This window comes from Tardiphaga robiniae (genome assembly GCF_001618955.1).
Taxonomy (GTDB): domain Bacteria; phylum Pseudomonadota; class Alphaproteobacteria; order Rhizobiales; family Xanthobacteraceae; genus Tardiphaga; species Tardiphaga robiniae_A.
Map to the genome: position 1 here is coordinate 200,752 of NZ_LVYV01000012.1, position 25,378 is coordinate 226,129.

26 protein-coding genes are annotated in these 25,378 nt (G+C 63.4%); 12 read left to right on the plus strand and 14 right to left on the minus strand.

Annotated features, from left to right (window positions below):
- Window positions 1-106: 106 nt before the first annotated feature.
- Together A4A58_RS14170 and A4A58_RS14175 are read left to right on the plus strand one after the other, a co-directional pair.
- Window positions 107-595: an NUDIX domain-containing protein gene (locus A4A58_RS14170; protein WP_068733059.1), complete on the plus strand. Its 489-nt coding sequence runs from the start codon at window positions 107-109 to the stop codon at window positions 593-595.
- A gap of 161 nt (window positions 596-756) precedes the next feature.
- Window positions 757-1,269 (plus strand): GNAT family N-acetyltransferase, encoded by a 513-nt coding sequence (locus A4A58_RS14175; protein WP_068733061.1) that lies wholly within the window; start codon window positions 757-759, stop codon window positions 1,267-1,269.
- A gap of 145 nt (window positions 1,270-1,414) precedes the next feature.
- On the opposite strand, the gene A4A58_RS14180 is transcribed toward A4A58_RS14175, so the two are convergent.
- From A4A58_RS14180 to A4A58_RS14205, 6 genes are all read right to left on the minus strand, one after another.
- A complete protein-coding gene (locus A4A58_RS14180) occupies window positions 1,415-3,766 on the minus strand; it encodes a TonB-dependent receptor (RefSeq protein WP_068733063.1) in 2,352 nt (783 codons plus the stop codon).
- Window positions 3,767-3,889: 123 nt separating this feature from the next.
- Complete coding sequence (locus A4A58_RS14185; protein WP_068733065.1) at window positions 3,890-4,267, minus strand: hypothetical protein; 378 nt, start codon at window positions 4,265-4,267, stop codon at window positions 3,890-3,892.
- A 314-nt stretch (window positions 4,268-4,581) separates the two neighbouring features.
- Entirely contained in the window at window positions 4,582-6,645 is a 2,064-nt protein-coding gene (locus A4A58_RS14190) for a hypothetical protein (protein ID WP_068733069.1), read from the minus strand.
- 9 nt (window positions 6,646-6,654) lie between these two features.
- Window positions 6,655-9,468, minus strand: a complete 2,814-nt coding sequence (locus tag A4A58_RS14195; protein WP_068733720.1) for a DUF4159 domain-containing protein — start codon at window positions 9,466-9,468, stop codon at window positions 6,655-6,657.
- Window positions 9,468-10,412, minus strand: a complete 945-nt coding sequence (locus A4A58_RS14200; protein ID WP_068733071.1) for a DUF58 domain-containing protein — start codon at window positions 10,410-10,412, stop codon at window positions 9,468-9,470. The genes A4A58_RS14195 and A4A58_RS14200 overlap by 1 nt, the downstream gene beginning before the upstream one ends.
- The gene (locus tag A4A58_RS14205) at window positions 10,412-11,416 is read right to left on the minus strand and encodes an AAA family ATPase (RefSeq protein ID WP_068733073.1); all 1,005 of its coding nucleotides are present in this window, start codon (window positions 11,414-11,416) and stop codon (window positions 10,412-10,414) included. The genes A4A58_RS14200 and A4A58_RS14205 overlap by 1 nt, the downstream gene beginning before the upstream one ends.
- Window positions 11,417-11,677: 261 nt before the next feature.
- Here A4A58_RS14205 and A4A58_RS14210 point away from each other — a divergent pair, with 261 nt between their 5' ends.
- From A4A58_RS14210 to A4A58_RS14230, 5 genes are read left to right on the plus strand one after another with little or no spacing between them, the layout of a single operon-like run.
- The gene (locus A4A58_RS14210) at window positions 11,678-12,289 is read left to right on the plus strand and encodes a DUF1285 domain-containing protein (RefSeq protein WP_068733075.1); all 612 of its coding nucleotides are present in this window, start codon (window positions 11,678-11,680) and stop codon (window positions 12,287-12,289) included.
- A 35-nt stretch (window positions 12,290-12,324) separates the two neighbouring features.
- The gene (locus tag A4A58_RS14215; RefSeq protein ID WP_068733077.1) at window positions 12,325-12,990 is read left to right on the plus strand and encodes a CoA pyrophosphatase; all 666 of its coding nucleotides are present in this window, start codon (window positions 12,325-12,327) and stop codon (window positions 12,988-12,990) included.
- Window positions 12,987-13,250, plus strand: coding sequence for a DUF6111 family protein (locus A4A58_RS14220; protein ID WP_068733079.1), 264 nt, complete (start codon window positions 12,987-12,989; stop codon window positions 13,248-13,250). Before A4A58_RS14215 ends, A4A58_RS14220 begins: the two co-directional genes overlap by 4 nt.
- On the plus strand, window positions 13,247-14,500 hold the full coding sequence (locus A4A58_RS14225) for a CCA tRNA nucleotidyltransferase (protein WP_068733081.1): 1,254 nt from the start codon (window positions 13,247-13,249) through the stop codon (window positions 14,498-14,500). Before A4A58_RS14220 ends, A4A58_RS14225 begins: the two co-directional genes overlap by 4 nt.
- Window positions 14,501-14,514: 14 nt before the next feature.
- On the plus strand, window positions 14,515-15,372 hold the full coding sequence (locus A4A58_RS14230; RefSeq protein ID WP_068733082.1) for a serine hydrolase domain-containing protein: 858 nt from the start codon (window positions 14,515-14,517) through the stop codon (window positions 15,370-15,372).
- A gap of 53 nt (window positions 15,373-15,425) precedes the next feature.
- Here A4A58_RS14230 and A4A58_RS14235 read toward each other — a convergent pair whose 3' ends face one another.
- The 3 genes from A4A58_RS14235 to A4A58_RS31515 all read right to left on the minus strand — a co-directional run bounded on the left by A4A58_RS14235 (window position 15,426) and on the right by A4A58_RS31515 (window position 16,962).
- Window positions 15,426-15,674 carry a YodC family protein gene (locus A4A58_RS14235; RefSeq protein WP_068733086.1) on the minus strand — a complete coding sequence of 83 codons (249 nt, stop codon included), beginning with the start codon at window positions 15,672-15,674 and terminating at the stop codon, window positions 15,426-15,428.
- Between the two features lie 82 nt (window positions 15,675-15,756).
- Window positions 15,757-16,479 carry an aspartate/glutamate racemase family protein gene (locus A4A58_RS14240; protein WP_068733088.1) on the minus strand — a complete coding sequence of 241 codons (723 nt, stop codon included), beginning with the start codon at window positions 16,477-16,479 and terminating at the stop codon, window positions 15,757-15,759.
- A gap of 237 nt (window positions 16,480-16,716) precedes the next feature.
- Window positions 16,717-16,962 (minus strand): hypothetical protein, encoded by a 246-nt coding sequence (locus A4A58_RS31515; protein WP_244499765.1) that lies wholly within the window; start codon window positions 16,960-16,962, stop codon window positions 16,717-16,719.
- 29 nt (window positions 16,963-16,991) lie between these two features.
- On the opposite strand from A4A58_RS31515, the gene A4A58_RS14250 reads away from it, so the two are divergent.
- Window positions 16,992-17,471 carry a MarR family winged helix-turn-helix transcriptional regulator gene (locus tag A4A58_RS14250; RefSeq protein WP_068733091.1) on the plus strand — a complete coding sequence of 160 codons (480 nt, stop codon included), beginning with the start codon at window positions 16,992-16,994 and terminating at the stop codon, window positions 17,469-17,471.
- A 99-nt stretch (window positions 17,472-17,570) separates the two neighbouring features.
- A complete protein-coding gene (locus A4A58_RS14255) occupies window positions 17,571-18,020 on the plus strand; it encodes a PaaI family thioesterase (RefSeq protein ID WP_068733092.1) in 450 nt (149 codons plus the stop codon).
- Between the two features lie 80 nt (window positions 18,021-18,100).
- Here A4A58_RS14255 and A4A58_RS14260 read toward each other — a convergent pair whose 3' ends face one another.
- Together A4A58_RS14260 and queE are read right to left on the minus strand one after the other, a co-directional pair.
- Window positions 18,101-18,466, minus strand: a complete 366-nt coding sequence (locus A4A58_RS14260) for a 6-pyruvoyl trahydropterin synthase family protein (protein WP_068733093.1) — start codon at window positions 18,464-18,466, stop codon at window positions 18,101-18,103.
- Between the two features lie 30 nt (window positions 18,467-18,496).
- Complete coding sequence (gene queE, locus A4A58_RS14265; protein ID WP_068733095.1) at window positions 18,497-19,129, minus strand: 7-carboxy-7-deazaguanine synthase; 633 nt, start codon at window positions 19,127-19,129, stop codon at window positions 18,497-18,499.
- Window positions 19,130-19,387: 258 nt separating this feature from the next.
- On the opposite strand from queE, the gene A4A58_RS14270 reads away from it, so the two are divergent.
- Complete coding sequence (locus A4A58_RS14270) at window positions 19,388-19,864, plus strand: hypothetical protein (RefSeq protein WP_139069856.1); 477 nt, start codon at window positions 19,388-19,390, stop codon at window positions 19,862-19,864.
- Here A4A58_RS14270 and A4A58_RS14275 read toward each other — a convergent pair whose 3' ends face one another.
- The 3 genes from A4A58_RS14275 to A4A58_RS14285 all read right to left on the minus strand — a co-directional run bounded on the left by A4A58_RS14275 (window position 19,865) and on the right by A4A58_RS14285 (window position 22,186).
- Window positions 19,865-20,314, minus strand: a complete 450-nt coding sequence (locus A4A58_RS14275) for a tRNA (cytidine(34)-2'-O)-methyltransferase (RefSeq protein WP_068733103.1) — start codon at window positions 20,312-20,314, stop codon at window positions 19,865-19,867.
- Between the two features lie 86 nt (window positions 20,315-20,400).
- Entirely contained in the window at window positions 20,401-21,690 is a 1,290-nt protein-coding gene (gene fsrB / locus A4A58_RS14280; RefSeq protein WP_068733104.1) for a siderophore utilization protein FsrB, read from the minus strand.
- A gap of 106 nt (window positions 21,691-21,796) precedes the next feature.
- The gene (locus A4A58_RS14285; RefSeq protein WP_349509576.1) at window positions 21,797-22,186 is read right to left on the minus strand and encodes a TonB-dependent receptor domain-containing protein; all 390 of its coding nucleotides are present in this window, start codon (window positions 22,184-22,186) and stop codon (window positions 21,797-21,799) included.
- A 506-nt stretch (window positions 22,187-22,692) separates the two neighbouring features.
- On the opposite strand from A4A58_RS14285, the gene petA reads away from it, so the two are divergent.
- A complete protein-coding gene (gene petA, locus A4A58_RS14290; protein WP_068733107.1) occupies window positions 22,693-23,220 on the plus strand; it encodes a ubiquinol-cytochrome c reductase iron-sulfur subunit in 528 nt (175 codons plus the stop codon).
- 59 nt (window positions 23,221-23,279) lie between these two features.
- Window positions 23,280-25,349, plus strand: coding sequence for a cytochrome c1 (locus A4A58_RS14295; RefSeq protein ID WP_068733109.1), 2,070 nt, complete (start codon window positions 23,280-23,282; stop codon window positions 25,347-25,349).
- Window positions 25,350-25,378 lie beyond the last annotated feature (29 nt).

A 25,378-nucleotide genomic window follows, 5' to 3' on the forward strand; every position in this document is an offset into this window, starting at 1 on the left:
AAGCCGGCTCAATGCGCCCTCATGCCTGTGAAATCCCTGCATGTTTTGGCAAGGTGGGGCATATGACGCAAGGACCCACCGTGTCGCCAGCTAGGAATTTGCCGCGATGACCTCACCGACGTTGCGGCAGCGGCTGGAGCCGACCTTGCGCAAATTCGTGCATCTCTATTTTCGCTTCGCCCGCGGCATGACCCTTGGCGTTCGCGCCGTGGTGCTGGACGCTGATAACCGCGTGTTTCTGGTCCGGCACACTTATGTGACCGGCTGGTATCTGCCTGGCGGCGGTGTCGAAGTCGGCCAGACCTTTCGCGAGGCGCTGGATATGGAGCTGCGGGAAGAGGGGCGCATCGAACTCACGGGCGAGCCGGTCCTGCATGGTGTCTTTCTCAACAGTCACGTCTCGATCCGCGATCACGTGGCGGTCTATGTGGTCAGGCAGTTCCGTCAGGACCGGTTGCCCGAGCCCAATCGCGAGATCGCCGAAACCGGCTTCTTCGCCCTCGATGCCCTGCCTCACGACACCACCGAGGGCACCCGGCTGCGGCTTGCCGAGATCTTCGACGGCAAGCCGATCAGCGCCACCTGGCGGGTCTGATTCTCTAGAGCGTTTTCGAGCGAAGTGGGTACCGGTTCGCGTTAAGAAAACGCGCAAAAAGAGAAGAAGCTGGAGCTCCCGTTCCGATTCAATCAGAACGGAAAAGGCGCCAAGCCCGGCAATGGACCGCGCGCCCGCCAGATGCTATCCCGCCTCCCGACATGAATGACCTTTCTTTGACCATTCTGGCGGAAACCGCCAACGACGCCCAGATTATCGAACGGCTGCATGCCCGCACCTTCGGCCCGGGCCGTTATGTGCTGTCAGCCTACCGGCTGCGCGAACATGTCAGCCATCTGCTCGACCTGTCGTTCACGGCACGGATCGGCACGCTGCTAGTCGGGTCAGTCCGGCAGTTGCCGATCTGTGTGGGCGATACGCCGGCGCTGCTGCTCGGCCCGCTGACCGTCGAGCCGCCATTCCGCAGCCGCGGCGTCGGCCGCAAGCTGCTGGACCGCGCCATCGCCGATGCGCGCAAGAAGGGCCACAAGCTCATCGTGCTTGTCGGCGACGAACCCTATTACCGCCGGGTCGGCTTCAAGGCGATTCCGAAGGGCAATGTGACCATGCCGGGTCCGGTCGATCAGAACCGGCTGCTGGTGCTGGAGCTGGTGGAAGGCGCTGCTGCGGGGCTCACCGGCGCTGTCCGGCCGGACTGGGACGCGGCGAAGTAAAAGCCACAAGCTGTCATTCCGGGGCAGGTCGAGCCGCGAAGCGGATCGGCCTGAACCCGGAATCTTGAAGTGATAGAGCCGCATGAGGTTCCGGGTTCGCGCGTCCGGCTTCGCCGAGCGCGCGCCCCGGAACGACGAATGCAAATCAGAACTTCACACTCGCAAATGCCCGCACGTTCAGTCCGGGCTGCAGCACGTTGTCCTTGTTATAAGACACCGCATTACGAATGTTCTCGTTGAGCAGATTGTTGCCGACCACACCAAGTGTCATTTCCTTGGCGCCGTAGATGCGCGGGTCGAGCAGCGTCTTGTAGCTGACTTCGGCCTTCAGGAGATTGTAGCCCGATGTCGGCGTCTCGGCGATGTCAGCGATGTCGTTCTGTGCGAAGGCATGCAGCAGGTTCACGCGGGCGAACCAGTTGGCATCGCGCCAGAACAACCCGCCACCGGCACGCACCGGCGGAATGCGCGGCACATTGGTGCCATCGCTGAAGGTCGCGCGGACGATGTCGGCCTGGGTCTCGATGCCCCATGTACCGCCATAGATCTGCGCAACATCGAGCTGGCTCTGGAATTCGCCGCCGCGGAAGGTGGCGTCACGCTGCGAATAGATCGCCTGGTTCAGTTCGAGGCCAAGCCCCGCCTGGCAGACCCCGTCTCCGCAGGTGTTGCCGGTCAGGCGGCGATAGATGAAGCCGCTATACTGCGTGTAGTAACCGGTGAGCTCGAAGCGGAGCGGACCGGCGGCACGGCGCAGGCCGAGTTCGACTGACTTCGCCGTCTCGATGCCGAGATTCGGATTGCCGATGTCGAAAGTCTCCGTCGCATCGTGGCCGCCGCGCGAGAACAGTTCGGCCGGCTTCGGTGCGCGTTCGGTATATTGCGCGGTGATGCTGGCGGCGAGGCCATACCAGGGAAGATCCTGGATCAGGCCGATGCTGCCGCTCTTCGGCGTGAAAGTCAGATTACGCCCGACCGCCGGACCGATCGCGCCCGGATCCGCGTTGAGATCGAACTCGTTCGGGATCGACGATGGTGTCGTGCCCGACAACTCAACATGTTCGATGCGGCCGGCGATCTGGGCCTTCGTGGTCTCGGTGAACTTGAATTCGTTGAAGCTGTAGCCGGCGACCCGGGTATTCTTGTTCGGATCCCACAGACCATTGAGCGGGCTGCCGATGTCGTCGGGGCTCGGTGCCGTCAGTTCCTGATGGTTGACCTGCAGGCCGAAGGCCGAGGTGATCGTCGCGAAGCGCGCATTGAACGGCATCATCTGCACTTCGAGCCGGCCTTCCTGCTCCTTGTTGGTGAAGGTCTGTCGGACGCCGTCGGTGGTCGGATCGGTGCCATCGGCGAGGCCGATTTCGTTGTGCTTGTAGTTCGTCGCGCCGACCCAGAAGCGGATCGCCTCGATTGCCGCGGTATCCGGACGATACTCGCCTTTGGCCGTGAACTTGGTCTGCTGGCCGGCGATGCGGGTGCCAACCTCGGCGCCTTCGACGCCGGGAATGCGATAGGTCGTGTTGTTCTGCGTGATCGCCGCGCCGATATAACCGCCGGTGAAGAAATACGATCCGCCGACCGACGCGCCAGCCGATTGGTTCGACGAGTTCGGCTGCTTGCCGTTGAAGGCGAGGCCGGGCTCGGCATAAGGATAGCTCGGCACATTATAGTCGCCGGCCTTGCGGCCATAGACGTCGGCATGAACGGCGACATTGCCGCCGCCGGCATCGAGCAGGATTCCGCCGTCGACGCCGCGATCCACCGAACTGAACGAGGTGCGGACTTCGGCATTCATGCAACCCGGTGCCGCGAGACCGGCAGCCGGCGCCTTCACCGGCATGCCGTAGCTCTGGAACGGCGTCGCCACGGCGCAGTTTGGCAGCGCGTCGGGAATGCGATTATTGGATGCGCTGACCACGCCGCCGATCGATTGCGAGCCGTAGCGCAGCGTTGCCGGGCCGCGGATCACCTCGATCTGATTGGCGGCGAACGGGTCCACCGGCACGAAATGATCTTCGCCGAGATCCGAAGCACCATTGCTGCCGATACCGTTCTCGACGATGCCGACGCGATTGACGTCAAGGCCGCGAATGATCGGGCGGCTTGATGCGCCCGGCGCGTAGCCGGAGCCCGTGATGCCGGGCTTGTTGGCCAGAAGGTCGCCGAGCGTCGAAGCACCGGAACGGCGGATCTCGTCGTTAGGCACCACGGTGACAGTGGCAAACTGATCGGTGACGATCGGCAGCTCGCCCTGCTGCGCCTGGACGGGTTCGGCCTCGACGGGCACCGGCGCGGCATTGCGATTCGGCGCGGGGCGCGTGACATGGGTATGCGCGGTGCGCGAAGGCACCGGCTTGCGGCGCACGATCGGGCTCGGCGCGGTGACTTCCACGGCAGGAAGCTGCGTCTGCGCCAGCGCGGATTGCGGGAGGCAGCTCAGTCCCACCACGGCTGATGTGCCGAGCAGGAGGGCGCGCTTGAATTGAATCGACATTGGTTTGTCCTGACTTCACCGGCTGCGCGCTCGGGCGCTTGAGCCGGGACTCGCGGTGATGCGAATCTGACTTCGGTTACGCTGCCTGCGAGGAATTCGCGGCAGCGATCGTCAAAGGTCGTGTCAGGAAACAGGAGGGCCGCGCGGCTGCGACGCGCCGCTGATGGCGTCGAGATGGTCGAATTCGGCCTCGGTGATCCGCTGCAGTAAGGTGGCGGCCTGCGGCAACAGCAGGACCGGCGGCGCGGCGAATAGCGCCGTACCGGCCATCGCCATGACGGCGCAAATGGCGCAGGGGTCAGCGGCCCGATGATGGTGATCGGTTTCGGGAGCGGCCGGTGTCTGCGCAACGTCGCTGGCCGAGAGTGCCAAGGCAGCGTCGAGAGGGGCAGCATGGACCGTCCCGCCGTGAACGTGGCCGAATGACAGAACGAGCTGCACCGCCAGCGCGAATAGCGCCAGCTTTGCCCCATGTCTGATATTCGCGCGAAACCACTTCATGCCGATAGGCCGCCCCGCATCGGCCGGCGGAGAGGTCTGCCAGTACCGATGTTATAATGTAACATCGCGCGGTGGGGGGCCGGGTGTCAACGGCCAGTCATCTCCGGACACAGAAACGCGGCAGGCTGTGGGATTACGGCAACGCTGCAGCCACGGAGTGAGCTGCCGATAGCTAAACGCCGTCATGCCCGGGCTTGTCCCGGCTATCCACGCCTTCTGCACCATCAATGGAGCCCAAGACGTGGATGGCCGGGACAGGCCCGGCCATGATGTATTCTAATTGTCAGCTCAGGGGGCCGCGGGCTACGAAAACCCTACCGGCTCTCTCTTAGCCACGTCGCCGCAAACGCGCCGAGCAGCAGTAGCAATCCGATCAGGCCGGCGAACATCGGCAGCACGCCGACGCCGCGGACCACGCTGGCGTCGCGCATATGCACGCCCATCCAGCCGTCGCCGCGGAACACCGTCGAGGAGCGCACCGGCACGATGCGCGGCACCTCAACGCCGGAGCCTTCATTGATGCGGCGGGCATCGCCGCCGCTGGCCAGTGCCAGTGGCTTCAACATCTCGGTGGTCGAGGTGACCTCGGAGAATTCCTTCGGGTTGATCGGGCCGACATTGATCAGCGCCTTCAGCGTGCCGTCGGTGGCTTGCCACAGGCCAAGCTCATCGGCCGGCGTGGTCGAGCGCCACAGGCCAGGCTCGCCGGCTGACAGCTTCAGTTCGCGCGTCTTACCCGAGGGCGAGGTGACGGTCACGGGTTGCACGGCATCGCCCATGGTCTGCCTGACCACCACGAGATCCTTGCCCTGGCTCTGGAGCTTCAGCGCTTCCTCGTCGAGATCGGGTTGCTTCATCAGCCAGTGCGAGGTCCGTCGCAGCAGGTCGAGGTGCGGGCCGCCGCCTTCATAGCCGCGCGCCCACAGCCAGATGTGATCCGACAGCAGCAGTGCGACGCGGCCTTCGCCGGAGCGCGACAGCAGCAGCAGAGGCTGGCCATCGGCGCCGGTCATCACGGGCGGCGTGGTGGTGTTGCGGGTCTCCACGGTGCGGAAGAAGCGGCTCCATTTCGGCGGCTCGGAATTGGAGCCTTCGAGGCCACGCGTTACCGGGTGACGTTTGCCGATATCGCTGAGATGCGCATAGAACGGTTTTTCGCTGACACCGACAGGTTCGGCGGGCAGCACTGAATCCAGCGGTGTGCGCCAGATCGAGGTGTTCGACGCATAGTCCGGACCGGCCGAGACCAGCACGGCACCGCCGGCGCGGACATAGCGCGCGATGTTGTCGAAGTAGGCGATCGGCAGCACGCCCTGGCGGGCATAGCGATCGAAGATGATCAGCTGGAATTCGTGAATCTTCTGCTGGAACAGTTCGCGGGTCGGAAACGCGATCAGCGACAGTTCGTTGATCGGCGTGCCGTCCTGCTTCTCCGGCGGCCGCAGAATCGTGAAATGCACGAGATCGATCGACGCATCGGACTTCAGCAGGTTGCGCCAGGTGCGCTCGCCCGAATGCGGCTCACCGGACACGAGCAGCACGCGGAGTTTGTCGCGCACGCCGTCGATGGCAACCACAGCGCGGTTGTTCACCAGCGTGAGTTCGTTGTCGAGCGGCGAGGCTTCGATCTCGACGATGTTCGGTCCGGCGTGCTTGATGTCGATATCGACCGACACGGTCTGGCCCGACAGCACCGTGCGCTCGCTCAGCGTATCGCCGTCGCGGCGGATGGCGACGCGGGCACGCTCGCCGGTAACGCCCTGATCGTCGAGCCGGAAGGTGATCTTCTGCGACTGACCGACAATACCAAAGCGAGGCGCGGCGGTGATGGCGATGCGGCGGTCGCGTTCGTCCTTGCGGCCGGTGATCAGCGCATGGACGGGGGCATTGAAGCCGAGGCCGGCGAGGTTAGCCGGGATGTCATGGACACGGCCGTCGGTAATCAGGAACGCACCGGCGACGCGGTCGGTCGGCACGTCGGAGAGCGCGGAGGACAGCGCGCCGAACAGTTTGGTGCCGTCGGTTTCGCCATCAGCCTGTCCGGCTTCGACGACACGGACTTCGAGGCCCTTGACCTGCTTCAGCCGGTCGACGAGTTGCCTCTGTGCTTCCTCGGTTTCCTTGGTGCGCTCGCCGAAATTCTGGCTTGGGCTCTTGTCGATGACGACCGCGGCCACCGAGGACAGCGGCTCGCGCTCCTCGCGCGTGAAGGATGGATTGGCCAGCGCCAGCAGGATCAGCGCAAGTGCTGCGACACGCACGGCGGCGCCGCGCGCGCGGCCAAGCAACAGCAGCGCCGATATCGCCACGATGGCGGCAAGGCCGATCCACAGCACGATGGTCGGGACGAGAGGTGTAAACGCGATGCCGTATTGCATGTCGCGCTCCTATTGTCCGAGACGTTCGATGAGCGCCGGCGCGTGCACCTGATCGGCCTTGTAGTTGCCGGTCAGCGTATACATTACGATGTTGACGCCGGCACGGAACGCGAATTCGCGCTGCCGCGGTTCGCCGGGTGTCAGCGGCAGCATCGGTTGGCCATCGGCCCGCATCGCCCAGGCGCCGGCAAGATCGTTCGAGGTGATGATGATCGGCGACACGCCGTCACCACCACGAGCCGGACGCGAGGCTGCGTCATCGCCATCGTCGCGTGGCAGGGTCTCGACCCAGGTCGGTCCAGAATTGAAGCGGCCGGGGAAGTCGCGCAGCAGATAGAAGGTCTTGGTCAGCACATGCTCGCGCGGCACCGGCTCGAGCTCGGGCACATCCAGCGAGGACAGGATATTGCGCAGTGTCAGCATGCCCGGCGTCTGCGACTCGCCATTCGGGCCGGGCGGGGCTTCGACGGCGTCGCGGGTGTCGAACAGCACCGTGCCACCTTGCTTCATGTAAGCGTCGATGCGGTTGATGGCTTCCTGCGGCGGCTTGGCCGCGCCGGGAATGATCGGCCAGTAGATCAGCGGGAAGAATGACAGTTCGTCGCGAGAAGGATCGACGCCGACGGGCTCGCCGGCTTCCAGCGCGGTGCGCTGCGCGAGAAACAGCGTCAGTCCGGTCATGCCCGACTTCACGATGGAGTCGACGTCGGCATTCCCCGTGACGACGTAAGCGAGACGTGTCTGCGATACGGCCTTGACGGCGAAATCGTCGCTGGCCGGATCGGCGCGTGACGGCGTTGGTGCGCCCATCACACTCGTCAGCGCGAGAACAACGGCGAGTGCGGTAGACACAGCGCGGCGACGGAACATCGCGGCGATGGCGCCCCCCAGCAGCGCGACGATGATCGCGTCGACCAAAAACAGCGCCAGTGCCGTGGAGAGCAGGATGCCGCGAAGGTCGCGCGGTTCAGCATTGGTGTAGCTGGCGCGGTTGGCCTTCAGGCCTGAGAAATCGATCGGGCCAATGCGATCGGCTGATGCCAGTGCATTCACGGCGAGCGGACCATCGGCCGGGCCATAGAAACCCGGCGGGTGATCGAGCGTGGCGCGATCACGATAGTCAGCGGCGAGGGGCTTGGCCGTGGAGGGCGGCGGGGTGAAGGCACCGAAGCCATCGAGGGTGCGCAGCGGCGCGACGGTTTCCGCTCCGGTCTCGCCGGCGACACCTGCGCCGGGCGTGGATGTGTAGCCGGAGATATCGACGACTCTGCGCAGCATTTCGACGAAGGTGCCAGACAAAGGCAGGTCCGACCAGCGCATATCGGCGCTGACATGGAACAGGGTGACGAGGCCCTTGCCGCGACGCTCGCCAGTGACCAGCGGCGTGCCGTCGGCCAGTGAGGCCCAGCTCTTCGAGGCTAGTGCAGCATTAGGCTCGGCAAGCACTTGACGATTGATAGTGATGTCCTTCGGCACAGTCAGACCGGCAAACGGGCCGTCTGCGGAGAACGACGCCATATGCTGCGGCTTCTCCCAGGTCAGGCTGCCGCCGAGGCTGCGGTCGCCGCGGCGCAGTTTCACCGGCACCAGATCGTCGTCGCCTTGAGCCAGACGAGGCCCGGCAAAGCGCACCAGCACGCCGCCCGCATCGATCCAGGCATTAAGACGCTCGCGGATTTCCGGCGACAGCGTGCCGACATCGGCGAGCACGATCATCGGCAGTTTCTGATCGAGGAACTGCGTGATCGCCTGCTGCGGCGCGCCGCGATCGCCGAGGCGCACATCGGCGAACGGCGCCAGCGCGCGCGTGAGATAGAAGGTCGAAGCCAGCAGCGGCTGGGCGGTATCGTTGGTGGCGCCCGAGACAATGCCGATGGCGCGGCGGCGCCAGCGCTTGTCGAGCAGTTGCACGGCGCCGGCAGAGCGTTCGCCGGTGATTTCGAGCCGTGCGATGTCGTTGCGCAGTTCGACCGGCAGATCGAACGAGGCTTCGGTCTCGCGGTCGTTCGGCGTGAACAGGAACTTGGCCTCGCCGACCGGCGAGCCCTTCTGGTCGAGGCCGCGCACAATGCCGCCGTCGGGACCGCCGCTATTGGCGCGCAGCACCTTCACGGTCATTTTCGCTGCGGCATTCTCCGCTGCGACCAGCGCGTGGGCCGGCGTCGCGCCGCCGTCATAGATGGTCAGCGTGCGGTCGCCGATGGTCTTGGCGAGGCCCTGCGTGAAGTCCGTGCCACGGCCGGTATCGATACCATCGGACAGCCAGACGATTTCGCTATCGCCAGTGGCTTTCAAAAAGCGCTCCAGCGCCGGCAGCGTATCGACGCGATCGATGGCATAGGGCTTCGGCGAGAGCTGGCGCAGTGTGACGCGCGCAGTGCCGCCCGGCAGCATGGTAATGTCGCGGTTCGGCTCCGACAGTGGCACGAGGGCAACGCCGCGGCGGTTGCTGTCGGCATTGGCGATCAACTCATCCGCGGCCTTGACGCGTGCATCCCAGCTCGCCGCAGCGCTCCAGCCGTCATCGAGCAGGATGGTCAGTGGCGCACTGCTGCCGGCCGTGCCGGTTTGCGGATTCCAGATCGGGCCGGCGGCAGCGAAGATGATGAGCGCCGCAGCCAGCAGGCGCAGCAGCGTCAGCCACCAAGGCGAGCGTGACGGGGTCTCTTCCTTCGGCGTGATATCGAACAGCAGACGTGTCGGCGGAAACGCGATGCGCTGCGGGCGCGGCGGCATCACGCGCAGCAGCCACCATAGCACCGGAAGGCTGATCAGGCCGAGCAGCAGCAGCGGTTGAGCAAAGGCGAGCGGAAAACCACCGATCATGCTGAACGTCCTGCCTTGACCATGATGCCGCCGCCGGCAGATTTGCTGACCATCATGCCGCCGTGCAGGAACAGCAGCAGTTCAGCCGCAGAGCGGCTGGTGGTGTGTGTCGAGAACAGCCAGCCGAGCTTGGCGGTCTCGGCACGGATTTCCTCGCGATGCGCGGCGACGCGGGCGACGTAATCCTCGGCCCAGGTCTGCGCGCGGCCGGCAGTGATCACATTGCCGCTTTCCGGCTCGACGAATTCGACGCGGCCTGAATAGGGGAAGCTCTCTTCGGCGGGATCGACGACCTGCACCAGCGCGCCATGGGCGCCGGACGACGACAGACCGGCCAGCATCTCCCTGATCTCCGGCATCGGCGACCAGAAGTCGCCGAGCACCACGATTTCCGCCAGCGCCGACGGCACAAACGACGGAGGCAGGCTGGCGCGGTTCGATGTGTCGTGCAGCATCGCCTGCGCCATCTTGTCGATGACGCTGCGGCTGGAGGTCGGATTCATCAGGCCGGGCACGCCGACGCGTTCGCCGCCGGCGACCAGGAGTTCAGCCAGTGCGAAGGTCACGATCAGTGCGCGTTCGAGCTTGCTGTCGCGCGAGCCTTTGGACGCGAAGGCCATCGACAGCGACCGGTCGGGCCACAGCCACACCGTGTGTGCGGCTTCCCATTCCTGCTCGCGGACATACAAATGATCGTCGCGCGCCGAGCGGCGCCAGTCGACATTCTGCGACGGCTCGCCCGAGACGAAGCGGCGATATTGCCAGAAGCTTTCGCCATGGCCGGCGCGACGTCGGCCATGCAGGCCATGGATCACGGTTGCCGCAATGCGCCGCGCTTCCAGCACCAGACGCGGCAAGCTTGCTGCGAGCGAACGGCTTTCGCCATCGGCGCGGCGGACTGCGGTGATCTCCTGCGTGGCGTGATCCGGCGCTGCGGCCATCAACCGATCCGCGTCTTGAGCTGGCGGATCACGTCGGGGACCGTGCGACCTTCGGCCCGTGCCGAGAAGGTCAGCGCCATACGATGCTTCAGGATCGGTTCGGCGAGATCGAGCACGTCGTCGATCGACGGCGCGAGACGGCCATCGAGCAATGCACGCGCACGCACGGCCAGCATCAGCGACTGCGACGCGCGCGGGCCGGGGCCCCAGGCGATCAGCTTCGAGGCATCGCCTGCGTCCGGTCCCGGACGCGCCGAGCGCACGAGCGTCAAGATCGCTTCGACGACGCTGTCGCCGACCGGCAGGCGGCGCACCAGGCGCTGTGCTGTGATCAGCGTGTCGGCAGTCACAGCAGCCTTGGCGATGGTTTCGTCGGCGCCGGTGGTTTCGAACAGAATGCGGCGTTCGGCATCGCGATCGGGATAATCGACGTCGATTTCCATCAGGAAGCGGTCGAGCTGCGCTTCCGGCAGCGGATAGGTGCCTTCCTGTTCCAGCGGGTTCTGCGTTGCCAGCACATGGAACGGTTTCGGCAGGTCATGCCGCGCGCCGGCCACTGTGATGTGCTGTTCTTGCATCGCCTGCAGCAATGCCGACTGCGTGCGCGGCGAGGCGCGATTGATTTCGTCGGCCATCAGAAGCTGCGCGAACACAGGTCCCGAGATGAAGCGGAACGACCGCTTGCCGGCGACGCTCTCGTCCAGCACTTCGGCGCCGAGAATATCCGAGGGCATCAGGTCGGGCGTGAACTGGATGCGCTTGGCGTCGAGGCCGAGCGTGGTGCCCAGCGTTTCCACCAGCTTGGTCTTGGCAAGGCCGGGGACGCCGATCAGCAGCGCGTGGCCGCCGGACAGGATCGTCACCAGCGTATTTTCGACGACACGGTCCTGGCCGAAGATGACAGTGGAAATCGCTTCCTTGGCGGCGCGCATCTGGCCGGCCACCTGTTCCGCGGAGCGGACAATCACGTCTTCGAGTTTCTCGACACTGTCAGCGCCAGCCATCCATTGCTCCTTCGGGTGAACGGCGCCTGAAATACGCCGCCGCATTTGTCGTCACGCCATCTTAGTATTCCATGGACCTGATGCTAAACTTAAGCGAAGGCCATGTATTTGTTGAATTAAACTATCCCCACAATATCGGGATGCGGCTATGAACTGCATCACGTTGTGGCGAGTTTGAATGTGACACCGCACGTTTCAAGACTTGAGGTTCAAGACTTGCACCAAACGTGCCAAATGGCAGTGGTAAAGTCAGGGCAAACAATGGCGAAGCAAGGGCAGATCGCAAATCGGGGGCTGGATGGCCTGACCACTGCGGCGAAGGATGCGGCGGCCAACGGTAAAGCCGGGAAGGGCCTGCCGCCCGTGCATCTGTGGAATCCGCCGTTCTGCGGCGATCTTGACATGCGAATCGCCGGCGACGGTACGTGGTTCTATTTGGGCACGCCGATCGGCCGGCCGGCTTTGGTACGGCTGTTCTCCACCATTCTGAAACGCGAGGACGGCAAGCACTTTCTCGTGACCCCCGTGGAGAAGGTCGGCATCACCGTCGACGATGCCCCTTTTCTCGCCGTCGAGATGCTCAAGGAGCAGAACGCGGGCGGCACGGTGTTGAAGTTTCGCACCAATGTGGACGATTGGGTAGCGTGTGACGGCGAACACCGGCTGCGATTCGAGATGGCCGAGGACGGCGGGCTGACGCCGTATCTGCATGTGCGCGCTGATCTCTGGGCCAAGGTGACGCGGGCGATCTATTACGATCTGGTTGACATGGGCGAGGAGCGGATGGTCGATGGTATCGCGATGTTCGGCATCGTCTCCGCGGGCGCGTTTTTCGCCATGGCCGATGCGGAGCAGGTCAGGGAAGCTACATAAGTGAGCCGATTGAAGTGAGCCGGGCGAATGAGCCGATGCTGAAGACCGACGCGGATGCCGCGGATATCGGTTCAGTTGAGTTTTTCAAGCGGGCGAAGGCACGCCTGAATTTCGATGTGCCCGAGGGGCTCACCGATGCCAGCATCATTCCCGTCACCGGCGATGCCGGCAACGACCGCATGATCCAGATCGTGGCGCAGGAGAGGCCGATCCGTCCGGCCGCGGTCCTGATCGGCATCGTCGAACACGAACAGCCGACGGTGCTGCTGACCCAGCGCTCGGCCCATCTCAACGACCATGCCGGACAGATTTCGTTTCCCGGCGGCAAGATCGATCCGACCGATGCCTCACCGCTCGATGCGGCGCTGCGCGAGGCCGAGGAGGAAATAGGTCTCGATCGCTCCTTCGTCGAGCCGATCGGCTATCTCGATCTCTATGCGACCGGCTTCGGCTTTCGAATCTTGCCGACGCTGGCGCGTGTGAAGCCAGGCTTCAATTTGAAGATCAACGAGAACGAAGTCGAAAGCGCCTTCGAGGTGCCGCTGGCATTCCTGATGGACCCCGCCAATCATCAGCTGCACAGCAAGGAATTCCGCGGCATGGAGCGGTCCTACTACGCGATGCCATTCGCCGAACGTTACATCTGGGGCGCCACCGCAGGCATCCTGCGCGTACTGTATGAACGGATCGTGCTCACATGATCCGTCCGGTTCTGACCGAAGTCGGCATTTTCCTCATCCCGTTTGCGCTCTATGCCATTTTCCTGATCGCGACCAAAAATGGCGTAGCGCTGAAATCGTCATGGCCGATGCCGGTGATGATCAGGCTCGCCATCGCCGCCGCCGTGCTGGTGATCGTGAGCCTCGTGCTGCTGGCGCAGTTTTCCGGCGCGCCGCCGGGATCGACCTATGTCCCGGCGCATATCGAAAACGGCAGGCTCGTTCCCGGGGTCGAAAAATGAGCGTGCGCAAACTGCACGACGCGCCGTGGCTCACGTCAGGACCGTCCGGGCAGGTGCTGGCGCTGCTCAATGGCAATGGCGAGGAAGCCCGCGCGGTCGGCGGCGCTGTGCGCAACGCGCTGATGAAATTGCCAGTGGGCGAAATCGATATCGCCACGACGGCCGTGCCCGATGAAGTGATCCGCCGCGCCAAGGCGGCCCATATCAAGAGCGTACCGACGGGCATTGAGCACGGCACGGTGACGCTGGTGGTCGATGGCGCACCGTTCGAGATCACGACATTGCGCGAAGACGTCGAGACCTTTGGCCGCAAGGCCAAGGTGGCGTTCGGGCGCGACTGGAAGCGCGATGCGGAGCGTCGCGACTTCACGATGAATGGTCTCTCGGCGTCGATCGACGGCGTGGTGCATGATCATGTCGGCGGGCTCTCCGATCTCGATGCCCGGCGCGTGCGCTTCATCGGCGATCCCGACCGGCGCATCGCCGAAGACTATCTGCGCATTCTCAGATTCTTCCGCATTCACGCCGCCTATGGCGCCGGCGCCCCGGATCGCGAAGGCTATCTCGCCAGCATTCGTGGCCGCGATGGACTGGCGGGAATATCGGCCGAACGTATCAGGATGGAGCTGCTGAAGCTGCTGGTGGCCGATGGGGCTTTCAGGGCGGTGGATGCGATGGTCGATGCCGGCCTGATGCTGCGGATCGTGGGCGGTGTCACCTACAAGGGACCGTTCGCCGCAATGATCGCCATCGAGCAGGCGTTGGGGCTAAAACCCGATGCAGTTCTGCGGCTTGGCGCGCTTGGCGTGGCCGTCACCGAAGATGCACGGCGGCTTGCGCAAAAGCTGCGGCTGTCCAATGACGAAACCAAGGCACTGGATTCCATGGGCCATCGCTGGTGGCGGCTGAAGGGCATGGATGAAGCCCACGCCCGGCGTCGGCTCTATCGCTTGGGCGAAACCCGCTATCGCAATCGCATGATGCTCGCCTGGGCGCGCGCCGGGCGCGATGCCGATGCAACGGCGTGGACAGCGCTCATGACCTTGCCCGAGCGCTGGACCCCGCCGGTATTTCCGCTCAGGGCCGCCGACTTCATGGCGCGCGGCATCGGCAAGGGTCCGGCGCTCGGCCATGTGCTGGCGCTGGCGGAAGATGCCTGGCTGGCGCTGGATTTTCCGATGGAGGTCGATGTGTTGACAGTAATCGCCGACCAGACGATTGCGCGGTTCAAGCACGATCATCAGCTCTAAGTCTCGACGGCACCATGAAGCATGTCATTCGCCCCGGTTCTGCCGATATCAGCGATAATGCCGACGTCGTTGTGCCGTGGTGGAGTTTTACCAAGACGCTGATTGCCGCCACGGCACTGACCATGGTGCGTGATGGACAGTTGGCTCTGGATGATGCGTTGCCGGGCGAGTCCTTTACGCTCCGCCAGTTGTTGCAGCATCGCGCCGGTCTGGCCGACTACGGTTCTGTTACCGCCTATCATGCCGCGGTTGCTGCCGGTGAAGATGCGTGGCCGGTGGATCGGCTGCTGCAATCGGTCGCCGCCCTGCATGCCGGAATTGAACCGGGAAGTTTCGCTTATTCGAATGTCGGCTATCTGCTGGTCCGGCAGCATCTTGAACAAATGAGCGGGTTGACGCTCGATGTAGTGATGCGACGCCGATTGTTCGAACCGCTTGGCGTGGTCGGGCCGTGTATCGCCGGTCAGCGCAGCGATCTCGCCGATGTCCGGATGGGAGATGTTCAGTCTTACGATCCGCGCTGGGTCTATCACGGGCTGGCGGTCGGGACATTGCGCGATGCCGCAATGCTGTTGCACCGCTTGATGACGACGGACTTGCTGCCTGTGGGGCTGCGCGACGAGATGTGCCACGGAATCGCAGTGGGTGATCCCGGTACAGGACGTCCGTGGCAACACGCGGCTTACGGTCTTGGCGTCATGGCTGGAACGACAGCCAGTAATTTAAGCGTCGTCGGGCATACCGGCGGAGGTCCGGGCAGTGGCATCGCCGTCTATCATTGTCCCGAACATGCGCAAGCAACCGTCGCGGTCTTCGCGACCGGCGGTACTGCAGGCAATATCGAGGCGGACGCGTTCAAACTCGGTCTGTAAAGGTGAGCAACAAGCTGCCGCCGGACATTTGCGCCCGGCGGCGAACGGCCTGATCAGGCCACCTTGCTCTTGTGCTCTTCTTCGTCGTCGTGTTCTTCAGCTTCATCCTCTTCACTCTCGTCTTCGTCGTCATGCGGGATGACGAGGGCGAGTTCGAGCACGGCACGCGGAAGGGTCTCGCGGAACAAATCGCCTTCCTCGCCCAGCCAGATGCATTCGATGTTGTCGCCGTCAACGTCGGCCACGGTCAGCGGGCAACCGCCCGACTTCAGCATGACGACATCGCCTGATTTCAATTCCATGGTCGGCTCCCGAAATGTGTTTGACGCGCACTGAGTCTAGCTGCGCGTCATGACAGGCCGAACACGGGGATGTTTCTGTCAGCTATTTTTGCTGAAGCAGTTTTGCGAGTTCCGCGCTGAGGCCGACATTCTCCAGCGCAGGCGGCGGGCTGCTGTCGAGACCTTTCGCTGCTGCGGCGATCACGGCACGCGTGCCGGTTTCGACGGAACACAAGACGGGTACCGGCACGTCCGCTTGGATGCGAGACGCAAGGCCGGCGAGCGCCGCGCCGCCAAGGATCACGACCTCGGCCCCGTCGTCCGTGGCACAGGCGGTACAAGCGCTGGCGAGTGCGGCAAGTGCTGCATCGGGATTTCGCGCGATATCGCCACCGGTCGGTGCGATGGTGCGCACCTTGGCGAGCTTGTCGGCCAAGCCAATGCTCCCGACGAACTCCCGGAGCATCGGCCCCCAGAGCGCGCCGCCGGTGACGATGGCGAAACGCCCGCGTCTGGATGCTTCGATGCACGATGCCTCCGCCATGCCGACCACGGGAACGTTTGCAATTTCGCGCAGCGCCAGCAGGCCGGGGTCGCCGAAGCAGGCGAGGTAGACCGCATCGCAGCCGGCGGCATGAGAAGCATAGGCGTCGAGCGCCGCATGGCCTGCGATGGCCGCCGAGGCGCGCGTCGAAATATAGCGGGCGCCGAACCGGCCGGTCACCGGCACAAAGGTTGCTGCATCGCCGGCTATGGCCTCGACATGCCGTTTTACGAGCGTGGTGACGCTCTCGGTGGTGTTGGGATTGATCAACAGAATGCGCACAGGGGGGCTCTCGATGAGTCCGTCCACTATAGGCGCCAGTGCGGGAAATGCACGACGATCATCGAAACGCATGCGGGAGCGTACGTGGCGTGCCGCCTGCGGTGGTCCTAGCTGCCGGCGCCATAATAGGCTTCGCTGCGGACGATCTGGTGGCAGGCGTCGAAATCCATCATCTCGCACGCCCTGGTCGGTCCACTGGGCAGCGGCGCACTCCACCAGACCGTCAGGCGCTGTAACTCATCGTCCCAGGCGATGCTCTCCAGCGTGAGGCGCGGCTCGGTCAGCCCGCCATAGGGCCGCGTGCCAGTAGGTGCGAATGGCGTCGCGTCCCTTTATGGTGGATGATCCCGCCAGCTTCGTTGCCAGCGGGCTGCGCATCTCACCTTCGGGAGCAAAATGATCAACGATCGTATCGATCGCAAGCCGATTCCAGTTTGCAGCCCATTGCTGCGCGAATGCCATCGCGTCCTGCCGCGTCAACATGCGTCCCGTCTCCCTGTCGTGAGCCTTCGATGAGCCCATCTTCCGTGAAGCCTAGCACCGCCCGTAATCAAGTCAATGTTATTGACCTGAAAAAGCTCGACCCGCTCGATGATGCGCTGGCGCTGATGTATTTCGGATGGCGCGGGATGACGCGCGCGGCTGACGAATATCTGGCAACGGTCGGCCTGTCGCGGGTCCACCATCGCATTCTCTATGCCGTGCTGCGCGGCGATGGCATCACGATGTCGGATCTTCTGGCGATCCTGCAGATTTCGAAACAGGCGCTGCATCGCCCAATGAAGCAATTGCTCGATGAAGGCTATGTGGCCGTCAAGCGTGACCCGGCGCGGCATCGTTTCAAAATTCTCGAATTGACGCCCGCCGGCCGCACAGTCGAGCGCATCGCATCCGGCCATGAGCGCAAGATCATGGCCCGCGCCTTCAAGAAGGCGGGGGCAGGCAGTCAGGCCGCATGGTCGGCGGTGATGGCCGAGGCGGCACGCGACTAGCGCAAAGTCTTTTGTCTTAAGGTCAACAGTATTGACTTGATGGACGCGCTCTGCCATCCGGTCCCATAACAGGGACGTTCAGGGACGGTGGAGGCAAACATGGCGAATGAAACCGGCGACGCGAGCAGCGGCCTGGAGCTTGTGCAGCGGGCTTTTGCCGCTGGCGGATTCGCGCGCGGCATCGGCCGCACGCTGGGCATCAAGGGCGAGTCAGCAGAGCAGGGCAAGGTCGTGCTGGTCGGCTCGCCGAACGAGGATCACTACAATCCGCTCGGAACGGTGCATGGCGGTTACGCCGCGACCATGCTGGATGGCGCCATCGCGCTGGCGGTGCAGACCTCGCTGCCAGCAGGGACCGGTTACGCGACGCTCGATCTCAAGGTCACCTACATTCGCGCCATGACGGCTGCATCAGGGTCGATCCGCGCCGAAGGCCGTATCATTCATATGGGGCGCAGGATGGCCGCGACGGAGGGTACGCTGACCGATAAGGATGGCAGGCTTTGCGCGCATGCCACCGCGACCTGCATGATCACGGGGAAAGACTAGAGCATGATCCCGAAAAGTGGATACCGGTTTTCGCCGACGAACGAATTCGTTTGTCGAGAGATCATGCTCCAATAAAGACTCTAGCCCTTCGGCCCGAAATACACGCAGCTCTCATTACAGCTGTCGCGAAACACGCCGACGCGGACGACCGGAGCCTTGTCGGCGACGCGGTCCCAGATGAAGCGCGAGAGATTTTCCAGCGTCGGAATGCCGATCGCTTCGATCTTGTTGAGAAACTTGTGGTCGAGCGTCTTGCGCAGCTCATCGAGGCTGCGGTCGAGCAAGCCGAGATCCATCACCATGCCGGTTACGGGATCCGGTACGCCGCGGATGGTGATTTCGGCGCGGAACGAGTGGCCATGGATTTCCTGGCTCACTTCACCGAGCGTGGTGTGGGACAGCGCATGCGCCGCCTCGAAGCGAAACGATTTGGTCAATTCCCACATAGGAAGTCGTCGTCCTTAGAAGTCGGGTCCTTAGCGGATCCCAAGTGTCTTGTGTGTCTGCACGCTCAGCCGCCATTGCGGGTGGCGCAGGCAGTAATCCACCGCGTCAGCGGTATTGCTGATGGCGTCCGGCCCGTCCATCGGCTGCAATGAGAAACGCTCGAAGGAGAGGCCTTCGAACTTTTCCGGCATCGCTTGCGCCTGCGGATAGACCAGCTTCAATTCGTGTCCGCTGCGCACCACCAGTTCCGCGCCGGCCTTCGGGCTCACGCAGATCCAGTCGACGCCTTCGGGCGGCGCGACGGTGCCGTTGGTCTCGACGCCGATCTCGAAGCCACGCGCATGCAGCGCGTCGATCAGTTCGGCGTCCACCTGCAGCAGCGGCTCGCCGCCGGTCAACACCACATAGCGATTGCCGGATGGTCCCACCCATTGTGCGGCGATGGTGTCGGCGAGCTTGTCGGCGTTGGGGTAACGGCCGCCCAGCGTGCCGTCCATGCCGACGAAGTCGGTGTCGCAGAACTGGCAGGTGGCCTCCGCACGATCCTGTTCCCGGCCGGTCCAGAGATTGCAGCCCGAGAACCGGCAGAATACGGACGCGCGGCCGGCATGGGCGCCTTCGCCCTGCAGCGTCAGGAAAATCTCTTTGACCGCGTAACTCACTGTTTCAGCTTTCTAAAACTGGCGTCCCCGATCGGGGGCGGGCGATATCTCGGTTCCATATGGGGTAAGCGGCGGCTCTTAGCACGGCTGGGCCGTGGATGTCCCGGCCGATCACCGACATGTCAATTGCGATGTCAGGCGCGGGCCGCCAAAGGTCGATGACATCACGTCAAATTGTCGCACTTGGATACCATGCAGCCGTCGCTCGTCACATCCGGCAGTTCTGCCGCCGCCACACGTACGTGCGGGACCTGCACCATGTGCTGCAAGGTCTATCGCGTCGACGACCTCGCCAAGCCGGCGGGTAAGTGGTGCAAGCACTGCGCGATCGCACAGGGCTGTAAGATCTACGACAGCCGACCACAGCAATGCCGCGCCTTCGATTGCGTCTGGATCCAGGACGAGGAAATGCCGGAGTCCTGGAAACCGGAGAATTCCAAGATCGTGTTCTCGGTCTATCCGACGACGGGCTTCATCTATGGCCAGGTCGATCCCGGCACGCCTTTCGCGTGGCAGAAGGAGCCGATCCATTCTGGCCTGATCGCCTGGTCGGAGAAGCTGCTCGCTGAACGTCGCCACCTGCTGATTTTCGTCGGCGGCAATGCCACGCTGATTATGCCCACGGGGCCAGTGCCGATCGGCCCGATGTCGCCGGCGGACGGCTTCATCATCCGCGAAACCTTCACGGCGAAGGGCAAGGACTACATCGCCACGCGTGTGCCGAGCGGGCGGTAGTCAGCCGCGCGTCTGCCGCAGGGCCTCTCCCAATGCCATGGCCACCGTCATCGCCAGATTGATCGACCGCAGGCTCTCACGCATGGGGATCACCAGACGCACATCAGCCGCCGCTGCGACGTCGTCGGGCACCCCTGCGGATTCGCGGCCGAACATCAGGATGTCATTGGCGTCATAGCGATGGTCGAGATAGGGCGTAGCGCCCTTGGTGGTGAACAGCGCGAGCCGATACTTCGCCTCGCGCCGCCAATCCTCGAAATGTCGCCATGAATCGTGCCGGACGATCGACACCTGATCGAGATAGTCCATGCCGGCGCGGCGGAAATGCCGGTCGGAGGTCGGAAAGCCCGCTGGCTCGATGATATGCGCCTCGACATCGAGGCAGGCGCAGAGCCGCAGGATGGTGCCGGTGTTCTGCGGGATGTCGGGCTGGTAGAGGGCGATACGCACGGCGGACTTTCTCCGGCCGCGTTGCGATCGACGCAGCCCTATTCAGGCGATAGCGCCTCACATGCAGCCGGACAAGGCCGGCGGCTCTACTCCGCCGGCGCGAGTCGCGTGTTCGAGCGCTCTTCCGTCGTCTCGCGCACCTTGACGCGCGCGCGGCGCTTGCGCCACCAGATCACCACGCCGGTCACCGACAGCGCTGCTACCACCAGACCCATCGCCGAGATCAGGATACGGCCGGGCAGGCCCAGGATTCGTCCCGAATGCATCGGAAACTGCATCTGCACGAAGATGTCGGCGGCGGTGCCGACCCAGGGCAGCTTGGCGCCGAGCGGACGGCCGTCTTCGCTGTCGTAAAAAAGCGACGGCGGGCCGACGCCTGCGGCGCCGTGATCGTCGCCAGGTTCGAAGAAGAACACCTGATACACGCCGTGTGCCGGGCCGTAGAACAGCGAGCCGATCGGTGTGGTCCAGCCGCGCGCCTTGCCGTCGGCGGTGGCGCGCTCGAGGATCTGGGCCCAGGTCATCTTGGGTTCGATCGGACTATCGAGGTGACGATACTCACGCTGCTCGTAAGGCGTCGGCGTGTAGTCCGAGAACTTCTTCATCAGCGGCGAGAACACCTCGAAATAGAGGTTCAGCGAGAACGCCGTGAACGCGATGATGAACAGCAGGCCCCAGGTCCACAGGCTGAAGGCGCGGTGGATGTCGAAATTGATCCGGTAGGCGCTGCCCGAGGTCTTGATCATCCAGGCCGGCTTCCAGCGCGCCCAGAACCCCTTGCCGAGTTCGCGCGCGACGGCGGGAGCGGCTCCCGCCTTGACGCGTTTGCGCGATGGCAGTGTCAGATAGAATCCGATGAAGCAATCGATGGTCCAGATGATGGCGATGACGCCGAGAATGCGCATGCCCCAGCGGTCGCTGCCCCAGAATTCCGGGATATGCATCGTGTAGTGCAGCTTGTAGAGAAACGAGACGAAATTCTCGCGCGTGACCGGCCACACCGCGCCCCAATAGCGTCGCCCGAGTTCTTCACCGGTGTTGGGATCGAGGAAGATCTGATTGTAATCGAGCGTGTAACGCTTGCTTGTCGTGGGATCGATCCGCGGCAGAACAAAGAACGAGAGCGACTCATTCTTTTCCGGCGTCATGTACATATGGATCACGCGCGCACGCGGATCGCGCTGCTCGATCAGGCCCGCGAGTTCGATCGACGGTTTGGCGGGGCCTGCGGTGGTGACGTCCTTCAGCTTGCTGTTGAGGAGATCGTCAAGCTCGTGATCCCACGAGATAATCGCGCCGGTGACGCCCGAGAAGAACAGGAAGGCCGCGGTGAGGAGTCCAGCCCAGCGATGCAGGCGCCCGAAGATCGATCTCATGGCGTTCCGCCCGTGTTGTTGTCGTCGCGTTTAACTACCGCGGATGCACACCGCCGGTCGAGGGACCGGCGGTGGCGTATTGTCGCGTTTTAGGGCAGTTCTAAACTCACCAGCGATAGGTCAGCTTGGCGACGACCTTGCGCACGTCGGCATAGAAGCAGCCGAATGAGGCATAGCAGGACGCGACATAGCGAGTGTCGGCGAGGTTGGTCACGTTCAGTGCCAGGCGGTAGTTCTCGTAATTATAGGCAACCAGCGCGTCGAGCGCGGTTGCTCCTTCCACTCTGAAGGTGTTGCCTTCGTCGCCCCAGCTCGCGCCGGTATAGCGCACGCCGCCGCCGATCTGGACGCCTTTCAGCGGGCCGCCCTGCAGCGGGTGGTCAGTCCATAGCGCGAAGCGGTTCAGCGAAACCGTGATCGGCGCCTTGTCAACATTCACCGGATCCTTGGTGACGACGGCGTCGGACAGATCATTCGGGATTGTCTGCCCAAACACCGCAAGCCCAGACACATTCGGGAACATTTCCGGTTTTCGCGCGGTCCGATTTTGGGAGTATAATCATGAGCCTCCGCGCCCGGCCTCGGAGGGCAACATCGGGCGCATTGCCGGTTCGCCGAATCGGCGTGCGCGTTGTGCGGCGATCGCTGACCGGAAGCGGTATTCAGGCTGGTCCCAACCTCGGCGCCAAGGCCCGATCTCACGTATGATCAACGGCCTGACGGCCGTTTCGGTGTGGCCACGACGTGCCGAATTATCCGCCGCGCGGAAAGGCGTTGATTCTGTGGTGCATCGCATCTTGCTTCGCCGATCGTAGGCTTGCACTGCCGCACCAAGGGTGCCAATAGAACGATTCTGGACTGCGTGTTCTGCCTGTTAGGCAAGGACTAGTAGGCCTCTGCCGCCGTGGGGAGAATCGCGGGCGTCGGTTTTTTGCTTCAGGTCAACGCAAAGGCGTGACCGGGGGTGTCTAAGCCGGCTGCAGATAAGAAAGGGTTGGGATCGTGACGACAACGTCTTCGGCGGAACACACGCGCCGTGATTTCTTGTTCGTGGCCACTGGGGCAGTGGCTGCAGTGGGCGCCGCAGCCGCCGTCTGGCCGCTGATTTCTCAAATGAATCCAGATGCTTCGACCATCGCGGCGGGTGCGCCGATCGAGGTCGATCTGGCCCCCATCGCCGAGGGGCAGGACATCAAGGTGTTCTGGCGCGGCAAGCCGATCTACATCATGAACCGGACCAAGAAGCAGGTCGAAGAGGCGCGCGCCGTTCCGGTGTCGAGCCTGCCCGATCCGCAGACCGATCAGGCCCGCGTCAAGGAAGGCCACGACCAGTGGTTGGTCGTCATCGGCATCTGCACCCATCTGGGCTGCATCCCGATTGCTCATGAAGGCGCTTACGACGGCTTTTTCTGCCCCTGCCACGGCTCGGTCTACGACACTTCGGGCCGCATCCGTCAGGGTCCGGCGCCGCTCAACCTGCCGATCCCGCCTTACGCCTTCGTCTCTGACACCAAGATCAAGATCGGCTGAGCTGTCGGACCCCATCCGATCTCGCGCCGATAGTGTTTTTCTCTTCTCAGGATCGCATCATGAGCGGACCATCGACCTACCAGCCGACCAATCCCGCTTTGCAGTGGATTGAAAAGCGTCTGCCAATTATCGGCCTCGTCCATTCCTCCTTCGTTGCCTATCCGACACCGCGTAACCTGAACTACTGGTGGACGTTCGGCGGCATCCTCTCCTTTATGCTCGGCGTGCAGATCGTCACCGGCGTGATCCTAGCGATGCATTATACGCCGCATGTGGACATGGCCTTCAATTCGGTCGAGAGCATCGTCCGCGATGTGAATTACGGCTGGCTGTTGCGTTATCTGCACTCCAACGGCGCATCGATGTTCTTCATCGCCGTCTACATCCACATGCTGCGCGGCCTGTATTACGGGTCGTACAAGGCACCGCGCGAAATCCTCTGGATCCTCGGTGTGATCATCTACCTTCTGATGATGGCGACCGGTTTCATGGGCTATGTGCTGCCATGGGGCCAGATGAGCTTCTGGGGCGCCACCGTCATCACCAACCTGTTCTCCGCGATTCCCTATGTGGGCGAGAGCATCGTGACGTTGCTGTGGGGCGGCTATTCGGTCGGCAATCCAACGCTGAATCGCTTCTTCTCGCTGCATTACCTGTTGCCCTTCGTGATCGCCGGCGTCGTCGTGCTGCACGTCTGGGCGCTGCATGTCGCCGGTCAGAACAACCCAGCCGGCGTCGAGCCGAAGACCGAGAAGGACACCGTGCCGTTCACGCCCTACGCGACCATCAAGGATGGTTTCGGCATGGTTTGCTTCATGATCTTCTACGCCTGGTTCGTGTTCTACATCCCGAACTATCTCGGCGATCCCGATAACTACATCATGGCCAATCCGGGCGTGACGCCCGCACACATCGTGCCGGAATGGTACTACCTGCCATTCTACGCCATCCTGCGTTCGATCCCGAGCAAGCTTGGCGGCGTCATCGCGATGTTCTCGGCGATCATCGTGCTAGCCTTCCTGCCCTGGCTCGATACCGCCAAGACCAAGTCGTCGAAGTATCGTCCGCTGGCCAAGCAGTTCTTCTGGATGTTCGTCGTGGTAGCTGTCCTGCTCGGCTGGCTCGGCGGCAAGCCCGCGGAAGGCATCTACATCATCGCCGGCCGTGTCCTGACCTTCTGCTACTTCGCCTACTTCCTGATCGTGCTGCCGATCCTCAGCCGTATCGAGACGCCGCGTGCGCTGCCTAACTCGATCGCCGATGACGTGCTGGCCAAGTACGGAAAGAAAGCTGCGTCCGCGATCATTGCGCTGATTCTCGCGGGTGGCCTGATAGTCGGTGGCACGCAGAACGCCAAGGCTGCCGACGAGCATGGCGGCTCGACGCCGCCGTCGTTGAACTGGTCGTTTGCAGGCCCGTTCGGCAAGTTTGACCGCGGTGCCCTGCAGCGCGGTTACAAGGTCTACAAGGAAGTCTGCGCGACCTGTCACTCCATGAGCCTGCTGCACTTCCGCAACCTCGCTGATGCCGGCGGTCCGGGCTTCTCGGCGGCGCAAGCACTGGCAGTGGCGTCCGACGTGAAGGTGCAGGACGGCCCGAACGATGCCGGCGACATGTTCGAGCGTCCCGGCCGTCTCGCCGATCCGTTCCCGAAGCCTTTCCCGAACGAGAACGCGGCGCGCGCAGCCAATGGCGGCGCCTATCCGCCGGACCTGTCGCTGATGGCCAAGGCGCGCAACTACGATCGCGGTTTTCCGCAGTTCGTGTTCGACTTCTTTACCCAGTTCCAGGAGAAGGGTCCGAACTACATCGACGCCCTGCTGCAGGGCTATGTCGATCCGGCGCCGAAGGATTTCGCGCTGCCGCCGGGCGCGTATTACAACAAGTACTTCCCCGGCCACGCTATCAAGATGCCGAAGCCGATCTCCGACGATCAGGTGACCTATGACGACGGCACCCCGCAGAAGGTCGAGAACTACGCCAAGGACGTTTCGACCTTCCTGATGTGGACCGCAGAACCGCATCTCGAGGCCCGCAAGCGTATCGGCTTGCAGGTGATGGTGTTCCTGATCATCTTCGCGTTTCTGATGTATTTCACGAAGAAGAAGGTCTGGGCGAACGCTCACTGAGCGTCGCAAACATTCTTTCAAAAGGGCCC